Here is a 14,176-nt window from a genome sequence, read left to right as displayed (position 1 = left end):
CAATCGGTATGTGGTACGCCTATGCCCTGAGCTCGTGCATCGCCGCGATGAAGTCCTTGGTGATGCCGCGCAGCCCCGGCAGGTGTGACATCCCCACCAGCCGGTCGACCAGCGGCACGGTCACCTCGATCAGCCGGTACGTGCGCGCGCACCCCGGCGAGGTGTCGTGCACCCAGAACAGCACCATGCCCATCGACAGCAACCAGAGCAGCTCGGGCAGCTCCTCGCGCAGCTCGGCGTCCATGCGGTCGGCCGCGCCCTCGACCACCTGACGGTAGATGGCGATCGACGCCTCCCTGGCCGGGGAGGACTGGGCGCTGAACGGGCTGAGCGGGTTGGCCGGCTCGGCCGCGTGCTTGAAGAACTTGACGGCGAACGCGTGGTACGGCTCCGAGACCCGTACCCACTCCCGCAGCACGCCACTCAGGCGGGCCGCGAAGGCGCGCTCGGTGGCCAGCAACTCCGCGCAGGCCTCCTCGTGCTCGGCCTGGGCGCGGTCGTAGTACGCCTGGACAAGCGCTTCCTTGCTGTCGAAGTAGTAGTAGGCGTTGCCCACCGACACCCCGGCCTCGGCGGCGATGGCCCGCATCGTCGTCGCCTCGAAGCCACGCTCCCGGAACAGCCTGAGGGCCGTCGCGACGATGACCTCCCGGGTGCTCTCCGATCCTCGGTTTCGGGCTTCGGCCACGTTCGTCACTTTACGGCTTGATGCGGGGTTAGGTCATGAACCCGCACGGTGATCGCAGACACAGGGCAAAGATGCCGCTGAGACAGGGGTCATCTCATGTGAACCGTGGGATTGATGATTCCAGCGGAAGGGCTATTCCGCGAAAAGGCACAGACATGTGGATACGTAGGACAGTGCGGCTCTGCGTGGTCGCGCTCTTTGCTATAGAAACTTCCATAATCGCCATGGCCACCGCCGCCTCAGCCACTCCGATCCCTCCCGGTAAGGACCTGGGAGAGGAGCTGGTGCCGATCATTCGCATCGAGGACGCGTTCAAGGCTCCCCGCTGGATCGACTCACTCGAGAACAGAAACGACGGCCTGGACTGGACGTACGGCGGCGCCCGCTCGCTGGCCCCTCGCCACGAGCATGCCGCGCACCGGATCCGCGAAGCCGGACGGCACGTCCGGGACATCGGCTGGTCCGGCTACCGCGCGGGCCCACCGGCCCACAGGACCAGGTGGCACGACTACGAAGCAGGCTGGCGGTCCCGGGCCCACGAGGCGCTGGAGGGCACCGACAGCCGCGGCAAACGGCGCGTGAAGCTGGCCCGGGTCAAGCCCAGGTACGCGACCATGCACCTGTCGCACAGCCACGCCACCCGCTGGCTCAAGCAGGCCGGCCTGCGCTGGACCTCGTCGGGCGGCTGCGCGAACCGGCACGTCCGCCACTGCACCTCGCTCGAATCCGTACGCACCGCGACCGTGCAGCGGATGGTCCAGCTCAAGAAGCGCAGCGGCTGCTCCGTCACCGTCACCGGCGGCACCGAGACCGGGCACGCGCCCGGCCGCTTCAGCCACGGCAGCGGCCACAAGCTCGACATCGGGCACAACAAGTGCATCGACCGCTACATCAAGAAGATCGCCGAACCGGCCGGGGTGCGGGGTGACGGCGCCCGGTTGTACCGTTCGCCGTCAGGCACCGTCTTCGCCGACGAGGGCGACCACTGGGACATCCTCTTCAGGTGACGGGCCCGTACCCCGGCCGCTCGGTCAGAACTCGGCGGCGACCAGCTCCGCGATCTCGGCCGCGTTCAGCGCGGCGCCCTTGCGGAGGTTGTCACCGCAGACGAACAGGTCGAGCGTGTTGGGGAAGTCGACCGCCTGGCGGACCCGGCCGACATAGGTCGGGTCGGTGCCGACGACGTCGGCCGGAGTGGGGAAGACGCCGTTGGCGGGGTCGTCCATCAGGACCACCGTCGGCGCCGCCTCCAGCACCCGGTGCGCGTCGGCCACCGTGATCTCGCGCTCGAAGCGCGCGTGCACCGCCAGCGAGTGGGTGGTGATCACCGGCACCCGGACGCAGGTCGCGGAGACCTTCAGGCCGGGGATGCCGAGGATCTTGCGGGACTCGTTGCGGAGCTTGAGCTCCTCCGAGGCCCAGCCACCGTCCTTGTAGGAGCCCGCCCACGGCACCACGTTGAACGCGACGGGCGCGGGGAACGGCGAGTCGTCAGGCAGCTTGTTGGCCAGCGCCTTGCGCACGTCGCCCGCCGCCTGGCCGATCGACCGGTCGCCGGCCAGCGCCTCGACCTCGTCGTAGAGCCTGGCCGAGCCCGCCACGCCGGCGCCGGACACCGCCTGGTAGGAGGCCACCACGAGCTCCTGGAGGCCGTACTCGGCGTGCAGGGCGCCCATGGCCGCCATCATCGACAGCGTGGTGCAGTTGGGCGTCGAGATGATGTTGCGCGGGCGCCGGCGCGCGTCGTGCGGGTTGACCTCCGGCACCACCAGCGGGACGTCGGGGTCCATCCGGAACGTGCCGGACTTGTCGATCACGATCGCGCCCCGCTCCGCGGCGATCGGCACCCACTCGGCCGACACCTCGTCGGGCACGTCGAAGATGGCGATGTCGATGCCGTCGAACACCTCGGGCGCGAGCGCCCGCACGACGACGTCCTCGCCGCGGACCCGCAGCACCTTGCCCGCCGAGCGCGGGGAGGCGACCAGGCGGACCTCGCCCCAGACGTCGTCACGCGACGAGACGATGTCGCGCATGACGGTGCCCACGGCACCGGTCGCGCCGATCAGGGCCAGATTGGGTCTGCTCATCGTCCGGTACCTCCATACACAACGGCTTCGACCTGGTCGACGTCGAGGTCGAAGGCGTGGTGGGCGGCGGCGACCGCCGAGTCCACGTCGTCCTGCCCGACGACCACGGAAATCCGGATCTCCGAGGTGGAGATCATCTCGATGTTGACCCCCGCGTCCGCGAGAGCCGCGAAGAACGTGGCCGTGACGCCGGGGTGGGAACGCATGCCCGCGCCGATCAGCGAGACCTTGCCGATCTGGTCGTCGAACAGCAGCGACTCGAACCCTATCCGGGCCTGGATCTTCTTCAGCGCCGTGAGCGCCGTCTGGCTGTCGGCCGTCGGCAGCGTGAAGGAGATGTCGGTGCGGCCCGTCGCAGCGGCCGAGACGTTCTGCACGATCATGTCGATGTTGACCTCGGCGTCGGCCAGGGTTTTGAAGATCGCGGCAGCCTCACCGACCTTGTCGGGGACCCCGACAACAGTGATCTTGGCCTCGCTCCGGTCGTGTGCCACGCCGGAGATGATCGGCTGCTCCATCTCGGTTCCTTCGGAGTAGGGGTCGGAGACGACCCACGTGCCTTCCTTGTTGCTGTACGAGCTGCGTACGTGGATCGGCAGGTCGAAACGGCGAGCGTACTCGACGCAGCGCAGGTGGAGGATCTTCGCGCCGCAGGCCGCCATCTCCATCATCTCGTCGTAGGAGATGCGCGGGATCCGGCGGGCGGCCGGCACGATGCGCGGGTCGGCGGTGAAGATGCCGTCGACGTCGGTGTAGATCTCGCACACGTCGGCCTCGAGCGCCGCCGCCAGCGCGACCGCGGTGGTGTCGGAGCCGCCGCGGCCGAGCGTGGTGATGTCCTTGGTGTCCTGCGAGACGCCCTGGAAGCCGGCCACGATCGCGATGTGGCCCTGGTCGATGGCCTCCTGGATGCGGCTCGGCGTCACGTCTATGATGCGCGCCTTGCCGTGGGTGGAATTGGTGATCACACCCGCCTGCGAGCCGGTGAACGAGCGCGCCTCGTGGCCGAGGTTGGCGATCGCCATCGCCAGCAGCGCCATCGAGATGCGCTCGCCCGCGGTCAGGAGCATGTCGAGCTCGCGGCCCTGCGGCAGCGGCGACACCTGCTCGGCCAGGTCGAGCAGCTCGTCGGTGGTGTCACCCATGGCGGAGACGATGACGGCGACGTCGTTGCCGGCTTTTTTCGTCGTGACGATGCGCTGCGCCACCCTTTTGATGGAGGACGCGTCGGCAACGGACGAACCACCGTACTTCTGCACAACGAGTGCCACGAGAGTCTCCCGATCTGGACTGTGAAAGCCCAGTCTACTTGGGACGTCTCATGCCACTGATGTGCCAACCACTATGTGGACACCTACCCGGTCGTGACCTCTTCCGCCACGTCGAGCCGCGAGTGCGCGGCCAGGGCCTGCAGTGCGCGCATGGCCGCGCCCGCGTGGTTGCCCCAGGTGTTGAAGTAGGAGTATTGCCACCACCACAGCGCCTCGTGCGGCCGGCCCGCCTGATAGTGGCGCAGTCCGTGGATGAGATCGGCGGCCACCGCCGTCAGGTCGTCGGACAGACGGTAGGGAGTCACCCCGGTGTCCTTGTACGGGTCGAACACCTCGGCGTAGTCGTCGACCGGGCCGAGCCGCTCGGCCAGGGCCGTGCGCACCCCGTCGATGTCGGGATCCTCGCTCAGCGGCGGTTCGTAGTTGCCCGAGAGGATCACGTCGCGGTTGGCGCCGAGCTTGGCGCCCGCCAGGCTCACCTGGGCGACCTCGACCAGGAGCAGCGACCAGATGGCGTCGCCCCCCTCGCCGCCCGCGACCCTCGCCAGGCCGTCGACGTAGTTCTGCGCGTGACCGGCGATCTCCTCCGCCAGCGCTCCCCACTCGTCAGACATCCAGCAGCCTCCGTCCTTCGAACGCGCGGCCCAAGGTCACCTCGTCGGCGTACTCGAGATCACCGCCCACGGGCAGACCGCTGGCCAGTCGTGTCACTTTCACACCCATCGGCTTGACCAGACGGGCAAGGTAGGTAGCCGTCGCCTCACCCTCGAGATTGGGGTCTGTGGCGAGGATGAGCTCCGTCACCCGGCCGTCGGCCAGCCGGGTCATGAGCTCGCGAATCCGCAGGTCGTCGGGGCCGACACCGTCGATCGGGCTGATGGCACCGCCGAGCACGTGGTAGGTGCCGCGGAACTCGCGCGTCTTCTCGATCGCGACGACGTCCTTCGACTCCTCCACCACGCAGATCACGTGAGTGTCGCGGCGCGGGTCGCGGCAGATGCGGCACTCCTCCTCGGAGGCCACGTTGCCGCACACCCGGCAGAACCGGACCTTCTCCTTGACCTCCAGCAACGCGTGCGCCAGCCGCTTGACGTCGGCCGGGTCGGCCGCCAGCAGGTGGAAGGCGATGCGCTGCGCGCTCTTGGGACCTACGCCGGGCAGCAGGCCCAGCTCGTCGATCAGATTCTGGACGACCCCTTCGTACATCGCTAGAACCCTGGCAGCTGGCCGAGGCCGCCGCCGCCCAGCCCCTGGGCCAGCGGCCCGAGCTTCTCCTGCTGCAGGTCGCCGGCCGCCCTGACGGCGTCGCGCACGGCGGCGATCACCAGGTCGGCGATCGTGTCGGCAGTGTCCTGCGCGTCTCCGGCATCGATGACACTCGGATCGATCTTGAGCTCCAGCAGCTCGCCCGAGCCGTTGACGACGGCGGTGACCATCCCGCCGCCGGCCGAGCCCTCGATCTGCGCGTCGTTGAGCTCCTGCTGGGCGCTCACGAGCTGCTGCTGCATGAGCTGGGCCTGCTCCAGCAGCTGCTGCAGGTTGACATCCCCTGGGTTCACCGTCGTGCGCTCCTCGTGGCTCCGCGTTCTTGACTGCCACGAGCCTACGGTGTTTGGGCCTCGGCATGTACTGGAGGCTTGCAGGTGTTTCGCTCTCGGGCCGTGAATCCGGACATCTTCTTGGCCGGGTCCCGGCCCCCCTCCAGCGTCCGGGACCCGGCCAATCGCGTCGACCGGAGCGGCCGCACCACGCCGACGCGGTACGCCGGAACGCTAGCGGCAGTGACGTTGCACACACGTTGCTATCGTTCAATCACCCTCGGCAATCCCCTGAACTGCTTGCGCGGGCGGCACCCCAACGCGGATGCTCCCCCTAGGGGACGATTACTTGGAGTGGCTGATGAGTTACGCTCACCTTGACGCATACTCCCGCCGTCTGCAGGCCGCGCACGAGGTGGTGACCGCTGCCGCCCCGGTTCCCGCAGGCCCGCGCAAGCTGATCCGCGACTCCTGGCGCCGCTCGCTCGCCGCCGGCATCGACCCCGACGCCCCCGGCGCGCCCGCCGCCCACGACCCCGGGCAGGTGAAGAACGCGTTCGAGACCCACCCCCTGCGGCCCCTGCTCCCGCTCATCAAGCAGACCCTGCGCACGGTCGCGGACGAGGGCGAGCACATCATGGTCCTCACCGACCGCGAGGGCCGCGTCCTGTGGCGCGACGGCCACACCGCCACCATGCGCCGCGCCGACGAGGTCGGCCTCGCCGGCGGCTACCGCTGGGCCGAGGAGGCCGCCGGCACCAACGGCATCGGCACCGCGCTCGCGCTCAGGCGGCCTGTTCACGTCTACTCCGAAGAGCACCTCATGCGCGTGCTGCGCGTCTGGTCCTGCAGCGCCGCCCCCATCACCGACCCGGAGACCGGGCAGCTCCTCGGCTGCGTGGACGTCAGCGGCACCGCGCCCAGCCTCCACCCCGCCACCGTCGCCCTCGTGGCCGCCACCGCGAAGCTGGCCGAGACCCAGCTCGCGCTCCGCATGCGCGACCACGACGATTCCCTGCGCCGCCGCTACGAGTCGCTCCGCGCCCGCCCCGCCGTGCTGCTCTCCGCCGGCGGCCGGGTCATCGCCGGCGACCCCGGCGGCCAGCTCGGGCCGCGCCTCCAGCTTCCCGTCACCGGCGAGCGCATGATCCTGCGCGACGGGCGGATCGCGCTCCTGGAGCCGTTCTCCGACGGCTACCTGCTGCGCGCCACCTCCAACACCGCCTCCACACCCGCCGCGCTCGCCCTCACCTTCCTCGGCGACGGCCCGCCGACGGCCATCGTCGGCGGCCGCAAGGTGCTGCTGTCCCTCCGCCACGCCGAGATCCTCGCCATCCTGGCGCTCCACCCGCGCGGCCTCACGGCCGAGCAGCTCTCCTTCCACCTGTACGGCGACCTCGGCAATCCGGTCACCATCCGCGCCGAGATCCACCGGCTGCGCACCCAGCTGGACGTCCCCATCGACGCCAAGCCCTACCACCTGGCCTGCCCCGTCGAGGCCGACTTCCTGGACCTGCGCCGCCTCCTGGCCGCCGACCACCCCGCCTCCCTGGTGGCCCGCGCCTACCCCGGCCCCCTGCTGGCCCGCTCCGAGTCCCCCGAGATCCGCCGCGAGCGCGACGAACTGGAGGTCCTGGTACGCACCTGCCTCCTCCAACGCGGCGCCCCCGAGGACCTGTGGACATACGCCCAGACGATGAACGGCCGCGAGGACTTCCAGCTCCTCGAACGCCTCACCTCCAGCCTCCCCCAGGCGGACCCCCGCGCCGCCGCCGCCCGCGCCCGCCTGCGCGCCCCATGACTCCTCACACACCGCGGAACCCCTACGGCGCTCACTGAAGTCACATCCCGCCGCCCGCCCCCCGAACACTCCCCGCACGGCCGTCACCCACCTCAGACCTGAGAACCCCCGCGGCACTCACCCCACGACCCCCGCGCGGCCCCATTTGCCGTCTCCGCCCGCACGGCAAGCCCCGCGCCGAATCACAAACACGCCGCGCCCGTACGACCGGGAGTACAAGCATCCAGAAGCCCGACCTGCGGCCATGTGAAAGGTGGGACCGGTTACCGGCTCCGACGTGCCGCCCGTACAGCTACCGACCCTTCCGTACGACCGCGAACGCGAGTATCAGGAAGACGCATCCGAAGCTCGACCGGCGGCCCTCTGGAAGGTCAGATCGGCCACCAGCTCCAACGCTTCGCCCGTACGGCAACCGGTCCCTTTCCGTACGAACGCGAGCATCGGGAAGACGCACCCGAAGCGGCCCTCTTAGGAAGTCCGAGCGGTCCCAACTCCGACGTGCCGCCCGTACGGCAACCGGTCCCTTACGGCCGGGAGTGCGGTATCGGAGGAGGTCGGCCCTCGGGAAGGGCTGGCGGCTCGCTGTCAGGAGTGGTCGATCTCGCCGATGACCTGGGCGCCCAGTTCACGTTGCAGGAGAGCCATCCCGGAGAGCTCGTCCACGTCGGCGTCGGCGTCGTTCAGCGGGTCCACGTCATCCGTGTCGGGAGCGCTGCCTCGCTTGGGGATGGCGCTGGGCCACCCGGCCGAACCGCCTCCCTGCCTGGCGGCCGGAACCCGGGGGCCCGCCTGCGCCGCCGCTCTGGCCGCCGAACGAGCGGCAGCCAGCCCGGTCCCGGTCATCACACCGGCGGGAGCCGCCTGCGACGGATCCGGCCCAGGCGGGGACCCAGGGCCGGGTTCGTCGGGAGCCGACGGCCAGGACTCGTCCGTCGTCGGCCGCTGCTGGGACCCGCCCTGCGCACCGCCCGCCGCCTGAACGCCTCCAGCCTCCGCGAACTGTCCAGACGACACGGCACCCACGGCACCGCCCGGCCCTGAGCCGACGCGACCGTCCGTCCCAGCTCCGGCGCCATGCGCCGCAGAGCCGGCGTGACCATTCGCACCGGTCGCCCCGGAGCCCGCCCGGCCATCCACACCGGTCGCCCCGGAGCCGGCGTGACCATCCACACCGGTTACCCCAGAGCCGGCGCGGCCATCCACACCGGTCATCCCAGAGCCGGCGCGGCCATCCACACCGGTCATCCCAGAGCCCGCGCGGCCATCCACACCGGTCATCCCAGAGCCCACGCGGCCATCCGCAGCGGTCATCCCAGAGCCCGCGCGGCCATCCGCAGCGCCCGCGTGCCCGCCAGCGTCGGGCATCCCGGCACCGGCGCGACCCTCAGCACCGTGCGTCGCGGAGCCCGCGTGGCCATCCGTGCCAGGCGTTCCCGCCCCGGGGCCGCCGGTGGACGGCCGCGTACCGCCGGAGGCATGGGCGCCAGGGGAACCGGCGGCGTCACCCCAAGAATCTTGGGAACCCCCGTACGGCCCAGCGGCTCCTCCCGGAGAGCCCGCAGGCCCCGAACCCCCGGAGTGGGTCCCACGAGACGGCGGAGGCCCGTTGCCGACCACGGCCTCGACCCGCCACGTGCCCCCCAGCACGTCGGCGAGCGCCGTGGCCACGACGGCGTCCTTGCCGCCGCCGGTGAAGTTCTTCATCGCGCCGATCTGGGTGAACCCGAGCGTCACCAGGTTGCCCTCGACGCCGACCACCTGCGCGTTGGTGCTGACGTTCGCCCACACGACGATGCTGCGCTGCTTGAGCGCCGCCAGCACCGCGGGCCACTGCTGCTGCAACGCCGCCGTACCGCCGCCCGACTGCGCAGCCCCCGCCTGTCCGGAAGCCTGGGGACCACCATGAGCCGGACCACCCTGCTCCTGGCCGCCGCTCTGGGATTGCCCACCGTACGCGGGAGCAGCACCCGAGCCGGAGCCCGGCCGAACGGTCTCGGGCCAGTCGTCGGCCACAGGCCCACCGGTCCGGGCCGGGTGAGGCCCGTCCAGCGCCTGACCGCTCGGCGTCGCGACGGTGCCCGGCCCTCCCGCCTGCGAGGCCGCGGGCACACCACCACCGGCATGCCCCGTACCGACGCTCCCGGAAGCACCGTGACCAGACGAGGCCCCCGCAGCCCCGGACGAGGCGTGCCCAGAAGCGGCAGGCCCGGAAGCGGCAGGCCCAGAAGCGCCAGGCCCGTGGGCCGCGGGCCCGGAACCCCCCGGCCCAGAAGCCGCAGGCCCGTAGGCCCCCGGCCCAGAAGCCGCGGGCCCGGACGAAGGGTGCCCCGTGGCGGTGGGCCCGGACGAAGGCGGCCCGGCGGACGGAGACGCGGCCGGGACCGAGCGGGCGGCCATGCCGGCGACGGCGCTGCCGCGTTCGAGGCGCTCCAGGCGGACCAGCAGGGCGGCCTCGCCCTGTTCGGCCGCCGGGAGGAGGACGCGGGCGCACATCAGCTCCAGGAGCAGACGCGGCGAGGTGGCGCCGCGCATCTCCGTGAGACCGGCGTTGAAGATCTCGGCGGCCCTGGTCAGCTCGGCCGGCCCCATCGAGGCCGCCTGCTGGACGAGCCGCTCCAGCTCGTCGGCGGGCCGGTCGAGCAGGCCGTTGGCGGCCGCCTCGGGGACGTTGGCCAGGATGACCAGGTCGCGGAAGCGTTCGAGGAGGTCGGAGGCGAAGCGGCGGGGGTCGTGGCCGCCTTCGACGACCCGGTTGACCGCCTGGAAGACCTGGCCGCCGTCGCGGGCGGCGAACGCGTTGACCACCTCGTCGAGCAGGTCGCCGTCGGTGTAGCCGAGCAGGGAGACGGCGCGGGCGTAGGTGATGCCGTCGTCGCCGGAGCCGGCGAGGAGCTGGTCGAGGATCGACTGCGAGTCGCGGGCGGAACCGGCGCCCGCGCGGACGACGAGCGGCAGCGCGGCGGGCTCGAACGGGACGTTCTCGGCGGTGAGGATCTCTTCCAGCAGCGCGCGCAGCGTCGCCGGCGGGATCAGCCGGAACGGGTAGTGGTGGGTGCGCGACTTGATCGTGCCGATGACCTTTTCCGGCTCGGTCGTCGCGAAGATGAACTTCAGGTGCGGCGGAGGCTCCTCGACGAGCTTGAGCAGCGCGTTGAAACCCTCGCGGGTCACCATGTGCGCCTCGTCGATGATGTAGATCTTGAAGCGCGCCGACACGGGGGCGAAGAACGCCCGCTCACGCAGGTCACGCGCGTCGTCGACGCCGCCGTGGGAGGCCGCGTCGATCTCGATGACGTCGAGGTGACCGGGCCCGGTCGGGGCGAGCGCCACGCACGACTCGCACTCGCCGCAGGGGTCGGGGGTCGGGCCCTTCTCGCAGTTGAGCGAGCGCGCCAGGATGCGCGCGCTGGAGGTCTTGCCGCAGCCGCGGGGCCCGCTGAAGAGGTAGGCGTGGTTGATGCGGCCGGTGCGCAGCGCCTGCCGCAGCGGGTCTGTGACGTGTTCCTGACCCTTGACCTCCGCGAAGGTCCCGGGTCGGTACTTGCGGTAAAGCGCAAGGCTCATGCGACCATCCCGCCTGCGAGGGGCTTCCCAACGAAGGAACCCCTCGCACACCCGCCAGAGCCCGCTTATCCTTGCTGCCTTCCGGCCCTGGGGAGGTTCACAGGATGACGCCGCGCGAGGGGTCCGGGGACAGTCTATCCACATGCGGCAGTGCTCGCTGCCACGAAATGGTGGTCCCGAGACCCTGCCGAGTCCGGTAAGCTCGTCGGCGGAGGATTCGCCTAGTGGCCGAGGGCGCACGCTTGGAAAGCGTGTAAGGGGCAACCCTTCGGGGGTTCAAATCCCCCATCCTCCGCGCCTGGTTGAGGCAGTAAACGCGAAGGGGCCGACCCTATCCAAGTCGGCCCCTTCGCTGTTTTCCGACCTCATCATGCGCGCAGCATGCCGAGGGCGCTGACCCGGCGGCGCGTCAGGTTCGGCGGATCCCGGTGAGCTTGTCGGGGTTGGTCACCGAATAGATGCCGGCGATCCGGTCGCCGTCGGGCGTGAGGTCCACGACGACGACGGCCAGCGGGCTGTCGCCGGAGAAGACGAGCGCGCACGGGTCGCCCGCCACCCGCCGGTAGCGGATGTCCAGCCCGCCGTCGGGCAGCGTCGCGGCGACCGACACGAACAGCGCCGCCACCCGGTCGCGGCCGTGCACGGGACGCAGGCTGGTGGCGGGCCCCTTGCCGCCGCCGTCCGTCCACAGGGTCACGTCCGGCGCCAGCACCTCCAGCAGCGCCCGCAGGTCCCCGCCGAGCGCGGCGGCGGCGAAGCGCTCGGTGACCTGGGCGTGGACGTCCGGCTCGGTCCGGTGGCGGGGGCGGCGCGCGTGCACGTGGCGGCGCGCGCGGGCCGCGAGCTGGCGGACCGCCGCCGGCGTGCGGCCCAGCATGCCCGCGATCTCCGGATGGCCGAAGCCGAACACCTCGTGCAGGACGAACACCGCCCGTTCGAGCGGTGACAGGGTCACACGGCGCCGACCTCCCCGCGACGACGCCGGACGTGGCCACCGCCCTCACCGAGGCGGCGCACGACGCCGGGCTGCGGGTCGTGGCCCACGCGATCACCGCGGCCGAGGTGGGGATCGCGCTCGACGCCGGCGCCGACGGCCTGGCCCACGTGTGGACCGACCTCGCGCCCGGCGACCCGGCTTCCCGGCGGCTGGCCGAGCGGGTACGCGCCCAGGGCGTCTTCGTCGTGACCACGCTCGCGTACTTCGAGGCGATCACCGCGCAGCACGTCGAGACCGCCGACCGCGCGCGTCCCGGCAGCTCGGCCGGGGCCACCGGCGCGCTGCGGGACCTGCACCGGGCCGGGGTGGCCCTGCTCGCGGGGACCGACGCCACCCCGTTCGCGCCCGCCCACGGGGCCGGCCTGCACCGCGAGCTGGAGCTGCTCACCGAGGCCGGGCTCAGCGCCGAGGAGGCGCTCGCCGCCGCGACCGGCCTGCCCGCCCGGCACTTCGGCCTGGACGACCGGGGCCGGATCGCCCCAGGTCTCCGGGCGGACCTGGTGCTGGTCGAAGGCGACCCCACCCGTGACATCACCGCCACCGGCGCCATCGTGGACGTCTGGCGCCGAGGGGTGCGCCAGACCCGTCGGTGACGCACTGTACCTTTCTCCTTATTGCACATGGATTGCAATAAGGAGGCCCTCATGTCCGACACCAGCCCGCCGGTCCGGCGCTCGCTGTTCCTGCACGCGCCGATCCGGCGGGGGCCGCGCATGATGCTGGAGCGGATGCTCGCCCTGGTCGACGACGACACCCCGGCCGACGGCCCCGAAGGCCCCGTCGCGGTGCTGGAGCGGCGGCTGGCCGAGCTGCTCGGCAAGGAGAGCGCGCTGTTCTTCCCCAGCGGCACGATGGCCCAGCAGACCGCGCTGCGCGTGCACGCCGACCGGCGCGGCCGCCGCACGTTCGCCGCGCACCCGAGGTCGCACCTGGACGTGTGGGAGGAGCAGGGCTACAACGCCGTCCACGGCCTGCAGTTCCGCAGGGCCGGCGACCCGCACGAGCTGATGACCGCGGAAGACCTGGCGGCGATCGGCGAACCGCTCGCGGCAGTCGTCTGGGAGCTGCCGCAGCGCGACCTCGGCGGCCTGGTGCCCGGCTGGGACGACCTGCGCGAGCAGGTCGCGCTCGTACGCGCCACCGGCGCCGCCACGCACCTGGACGGCGCCCGGCTGTGGGAGGCCCAGACCTACTACCGGCGGCCGTTCGACGAGATCGCCGCACTGTTCGACACCGTCTACGTCTCCCTCTACAAGAGCCTGCAGGGCGTGCGCGGCGCGGTGCTCGCCTCCGACGCGGCCACCGTGGAGGTGGCGAGGGTGTGGCGGCAACGACTCGGCGGCGGCATCGGCGACGCCTGGCCGCTCGCCCTGGCCGCGCTGGTCCACCTCGACACCCTGGCCGGCGAGATGCCCGCGTACCGCGAGCACGCCATCGCCATCGCGGCCGCGATCAACGCGGACGGCGCCGCCCGCACCTGGCCCGACCCGCCGCAGACGCCGCTGTTCCACATCCACCTGCCCGCCGACCGGCGCGCCGTCGAGCGGGCCGGCGCGGAGATCCTGGCCGAGCGCGGCATCCAGCTCTGGGGCCGGGTACGGTCCGCGTCCGAGCCCGGCCGCTGCGCCTTCGAGGTCAGCGTCGGCGAGAACGCCATGGAGTTCACCCCCGGCGAGGTGGTCGCCCTCATCCGCGACCTGCTCGCCCGCGCCGCCCCTTGAGCGACACGATCAGGAATCGAGAAGCGTCGCCGGGCGCGGCACGCCTAACGTGGCAGCCATGGACATCACCATTCACGCGAGCTTCCTCCCGCACTCCGACCCCGACGCCTCGCTGGCCTTCTACCGCGACGCCCTCGGCTTCGAGGTGCGCAACGACGTCGGCTACGAGGGGATGCGCTGGATCACGGTCGGCCCCGCCGGCCAGCCCGACACCTCCATCGTCCTGCAGCCCCCGACCGGCGACCCCGGCATCACCGACGACGAGCAGCGCACCATCGCCGAAATGATGGCCAAAGGCACCTTCGCCGGTATCGTCCTGTCAACCGACGACCTGGACGGCACCTTCGCCCGGCTCCGCGACAACAGCGCCGAAGTGATCCAGGAGCCGACCGAGCAGGACTACGGCGTGCGCGACTGCGCGGTCCGTGACCCCGCGGGCAACATGATCCGCATCCAGGAACGGCCCTGACCCTCCGGCGTTCACCGCGGTGGCCGCCCAGCTGACG

12 protein-coding genes, 1 tRNA gene, 1 other RNA gene and 1 pseudogene are annotated in these 14,176 nt (G+C 71.6%); 6 read left to right on the top strand and 9 right to left on the bottom strand.

Annotation, left to right across the window (positions count from 1 at the left end):
- Positions 1-19 precede the first annotated feature (19 nt).
- Complete coding sequence (locus ACIBF7_RS05365) at positions 20-688, bottom strand: TetR/AcrR family transcriptional regulator (RefSeq protein WP_219549848.1); 669 nt, start codon at positions 686-688, stop codon at positions 20-22.
- 284 nt (positions 689-972) lie between these two features.
- On the opposite strand from ACIBF7_RS05365, the gene ACIBF7_RS05360 reads away from it, so the two are divergent.
- Positions 973-1,695, top strand: a complete 723-nt coding sequence (locus tag ACIBF7_RS05360) for a hypothetical protein (RefSeq protein ID WP_397196500.1) — start codon at positions 973-975, stop codon at positions 1,693-1,695.
- Between the two features lie 24 nt (positions 1,696-1,719).
- Here the strand turns inward: ACIBF7_RS05360 and ACIBF7_RS05355 are convergent, their stop codons facing one another.
- The 5 genes from ACIBF7_RS05355 to ACIBF7_RS05335 all read right to left on the bottom strand — a co-directional run bounded on the left by ACIBF7_RS05355 (position 1,720) and on the right by ACIBF7_RS05335 (position 5,608).
- Positions 1,720-2,778, bottom strand: coding sequence for an aspartate-semialdehyde dehydrogenase (locus tag ACIBF7_RS05355; protein ID WP_364233852.1), 1,059 nt, complete (start codon positions 2,776-2,778; stop codon positions 1,720-1,722).
- The gene (locus ACIBF7_RS05350; protein ID WP_148035999.1) at positions 2,775-4,049 is read right to left on the bottom strand and encodes an aspartate kinase; all 1,275 of its coding nucleotides are present in this window, start codon (positions 4,047-4,049) and stop codon (positions 2,775-2,777) included. Before ACIBF7_RS05350 ends, ACIBF7_RS05355 begins: the two co-directional genes overlap by 4 nt.
- 83 nt (positions 4,050-4,132) lie before the next feature.
- The gene (locus ACIBF7_RS05345; RefSeq protein WP_148035998.1) at positions 4,133-4,663 is read right to left on the bottom strand and encodes a DUF5063 domain-containing protein; all 531 of its coding nucleotides are present in this window, start codon (positions 4,661-4,663) and stop codon (positions 4,133-4,135) included.
- Positions 4,656-5,255, bottom strand: coding sequence for a recombination mediator RecR (gene recR / locus ACIBF7_RS05340; protein ID WP_148035997.1), 600 nt, complete (start codon positions 5,253-5,255; stop codon positions 4,656-4,658). Before recR ends, ACIBF7_RS05345 begins: the two co-directional genes overlap by 8 nt.
- Before the next feature lie 2 nt (positions 5,256-5,257).
- Positions 5,258-5,608 carry a YbaB/EbfC family nucleoid-associated protein gene (locus ACIBF7_RS05335; protein WP_187281561.1) on the bottom strand — a complete coding sequence of 117 codons (351 nt, stop codon included), beginning with the start codon at positions 5,606-5,608 and terminating at the stop codon, positions 5,258-5,260.
- 340 nt (positions 5,609-5,948) lie between these two features.
- Between ACIBF7_RS05335 and ACIBF7_RS05330 the strand changes: the two genes are divergently transcribed.
- Positions 5,949-7,388 (top strand): helix-turn-helix domain-containing protein, encoded by a 1,440-nt coding sequence (locus tag ACIBF7_RS05330; protein WP_187281560.1) that lies wholly within the window; start codon positions 5,949-5,951, stop codon positions 7,386-7,388.
- Between the two features lie 1,584 nt (positions 7,389-8,972).
- Here ACIBF7_RS05330 and ACIBF7_RS05325 read toward each other — a convergent pair.
- Both ACIBF7_RS05325 and ffs read right to left on the bottom strand, forming a co-directional pair.
- Positions 8,973-10,952 (bottom strand): annotated as a pseudogene (locus ACIBF7_RS05325) (DNA polymerase III subunit gamma and tau); the annotation flags it as partial.
- 29 nt (positions 10,953-10,981) lie between these two features.
- Positions 10,982-11,080: signal recognition particle sRNA small type (ffs, locus tag ACIBF7_RS05320), an RNA gene on the bottom strand.
- A gap of 82 nt (positions 11,081-11,162) precedes the next feature.
- Here ffs and ACIBF7_RS05315 point away from each other — a divergent pair.
- Positions 11,163-11,247, top strand: a tRNA-Ser gene (locus ACIBF7_RS05315).
- 114 nt (positions 11,248-11,361) lie between these two features.
- On the opposite strand, the gene ACIBF7_RS05310 is transcribed toward ACIBF7_RS05315, so the two are convergent.
- Entirely contained in the window at positions 11,362-11,907 is a 546-nt protein-coding gene (locus tag ACIBF7_RS05310; RefSeq protein WP_397196499.1) for a sigma factor-like helix-turn-helix DNA-binding protein, read from the bottom strand.
- Here ACIBF7_RS05310 and ACIBF7_RS05305 point away from each other — a divergent pair.
- Genes ACIBF7_RS05305 through ACIBF7_RS05295 form a run of 3 tightly spaced genes read left to right on the top strand, consistent with a single transcriptional unit; the run spans position 11,895 to position 14,139 of the window.
- Positions 11,895-12,542: an amidohydrolase family protein gene (locus tag ACIBF7_RS05305; protein ID WP_397196498.1), complete on the top strand. Its 648-nt coding sequence runs from the start codon at positions 11,895-11,897 to the stop codon at positions 12,540-12,542. The genes ACIBF7_RS05310 and ACIBF7_RS05305 overlap by 13 nt on opposite strands.
- A gap of 51 nt (positions 12,543-12,593) precedes the next feature.
- Positions 12,594-13,670 carry a threonine aldolase family protein gene (locus ACIBF7_RS05300; protein ID WP_397196497.1) on the top strand — a complete coding sequence of 359 codons (1,077 nt, stop codon included), beginning with the start codon at positions 12,594-12,596 and terminating at the stop codon, positions 13,668-13,670.
- 58 nt (positions 13,671-13,728) lie between these two features.
- Positions 13,729-14,139: a VOC family protein gene (locus ACIBF7_RS05295; protein ID WP_219549836.1), complete on the top strand. Its 411-nt coding sequence runs from the start codon at positions 13,729-13,731 to the stop codon at positions 14,137-14,139.
- Positions 14,140-14,176 lie beyond the last annotated feature (37 nt).

Origin of the sequence: Nonomuraea sp. NPDC050478 (genome assembly GCF_044458265.1) — a bacterium.
In the GTDB taxonomy this organism is placed as follows: domain Bacteria; phylum Actinomycetota; class Actinomycetes; order Streptosporangiales; family Streptosporangiaceae; genus Nonomuraea; species Nonomuraea ferruginea.
The sequence above is the reverse complement of the archived record's forward strand: the minus strand, read 5'-3'. Positions and strand labels throughout refer to the sequence as shown.

Coding starts and splice junctions, on each gene's coding strand:
- ACIBF7_RS05355 (WP_364233852.1), bottom strand. CDS start 2,778: ATGAGCAGACCCAATCTGGCCCTGATCGGCGCGACCGGTGCCGTGGGC.
- ACIBF7_RS05345 (WP_148035998.1), bottom strand. CDS start 4,663: ATGTCTGACGAGTGGGGAGCGCTGGCGGAGGAGATCGCCGGTCACGCG.
- recR (WP_148035997.1), bottom strand. CDS start 5,255: ATGTACGAAGGGGTCGTCCAGAATCTGATCGACGAGCTGGGCCTGCTG.
- ACIBF7_RS05330 (WP_187281560.1), top strand. CDS start 5,949: ATGAGTTACGCTCACCTTGACGCATACTCCCGCCGTCTGCAGGCCGCG.
- ACIBF7_RS05300 (WP_397196497.1), top strand. CDS start 12,594: ATGTCCGACACCAGCCCGCCGGTCCGGCGCTCGCTGTTCCTGCACGCG.
- ACIBF7_RS05295 (WP_219549836.1), top strand. CDS start 13,729: ATGGACATCACCATTCACGCGAGCTTCCTCCCGCACTCCGACCCCGAC.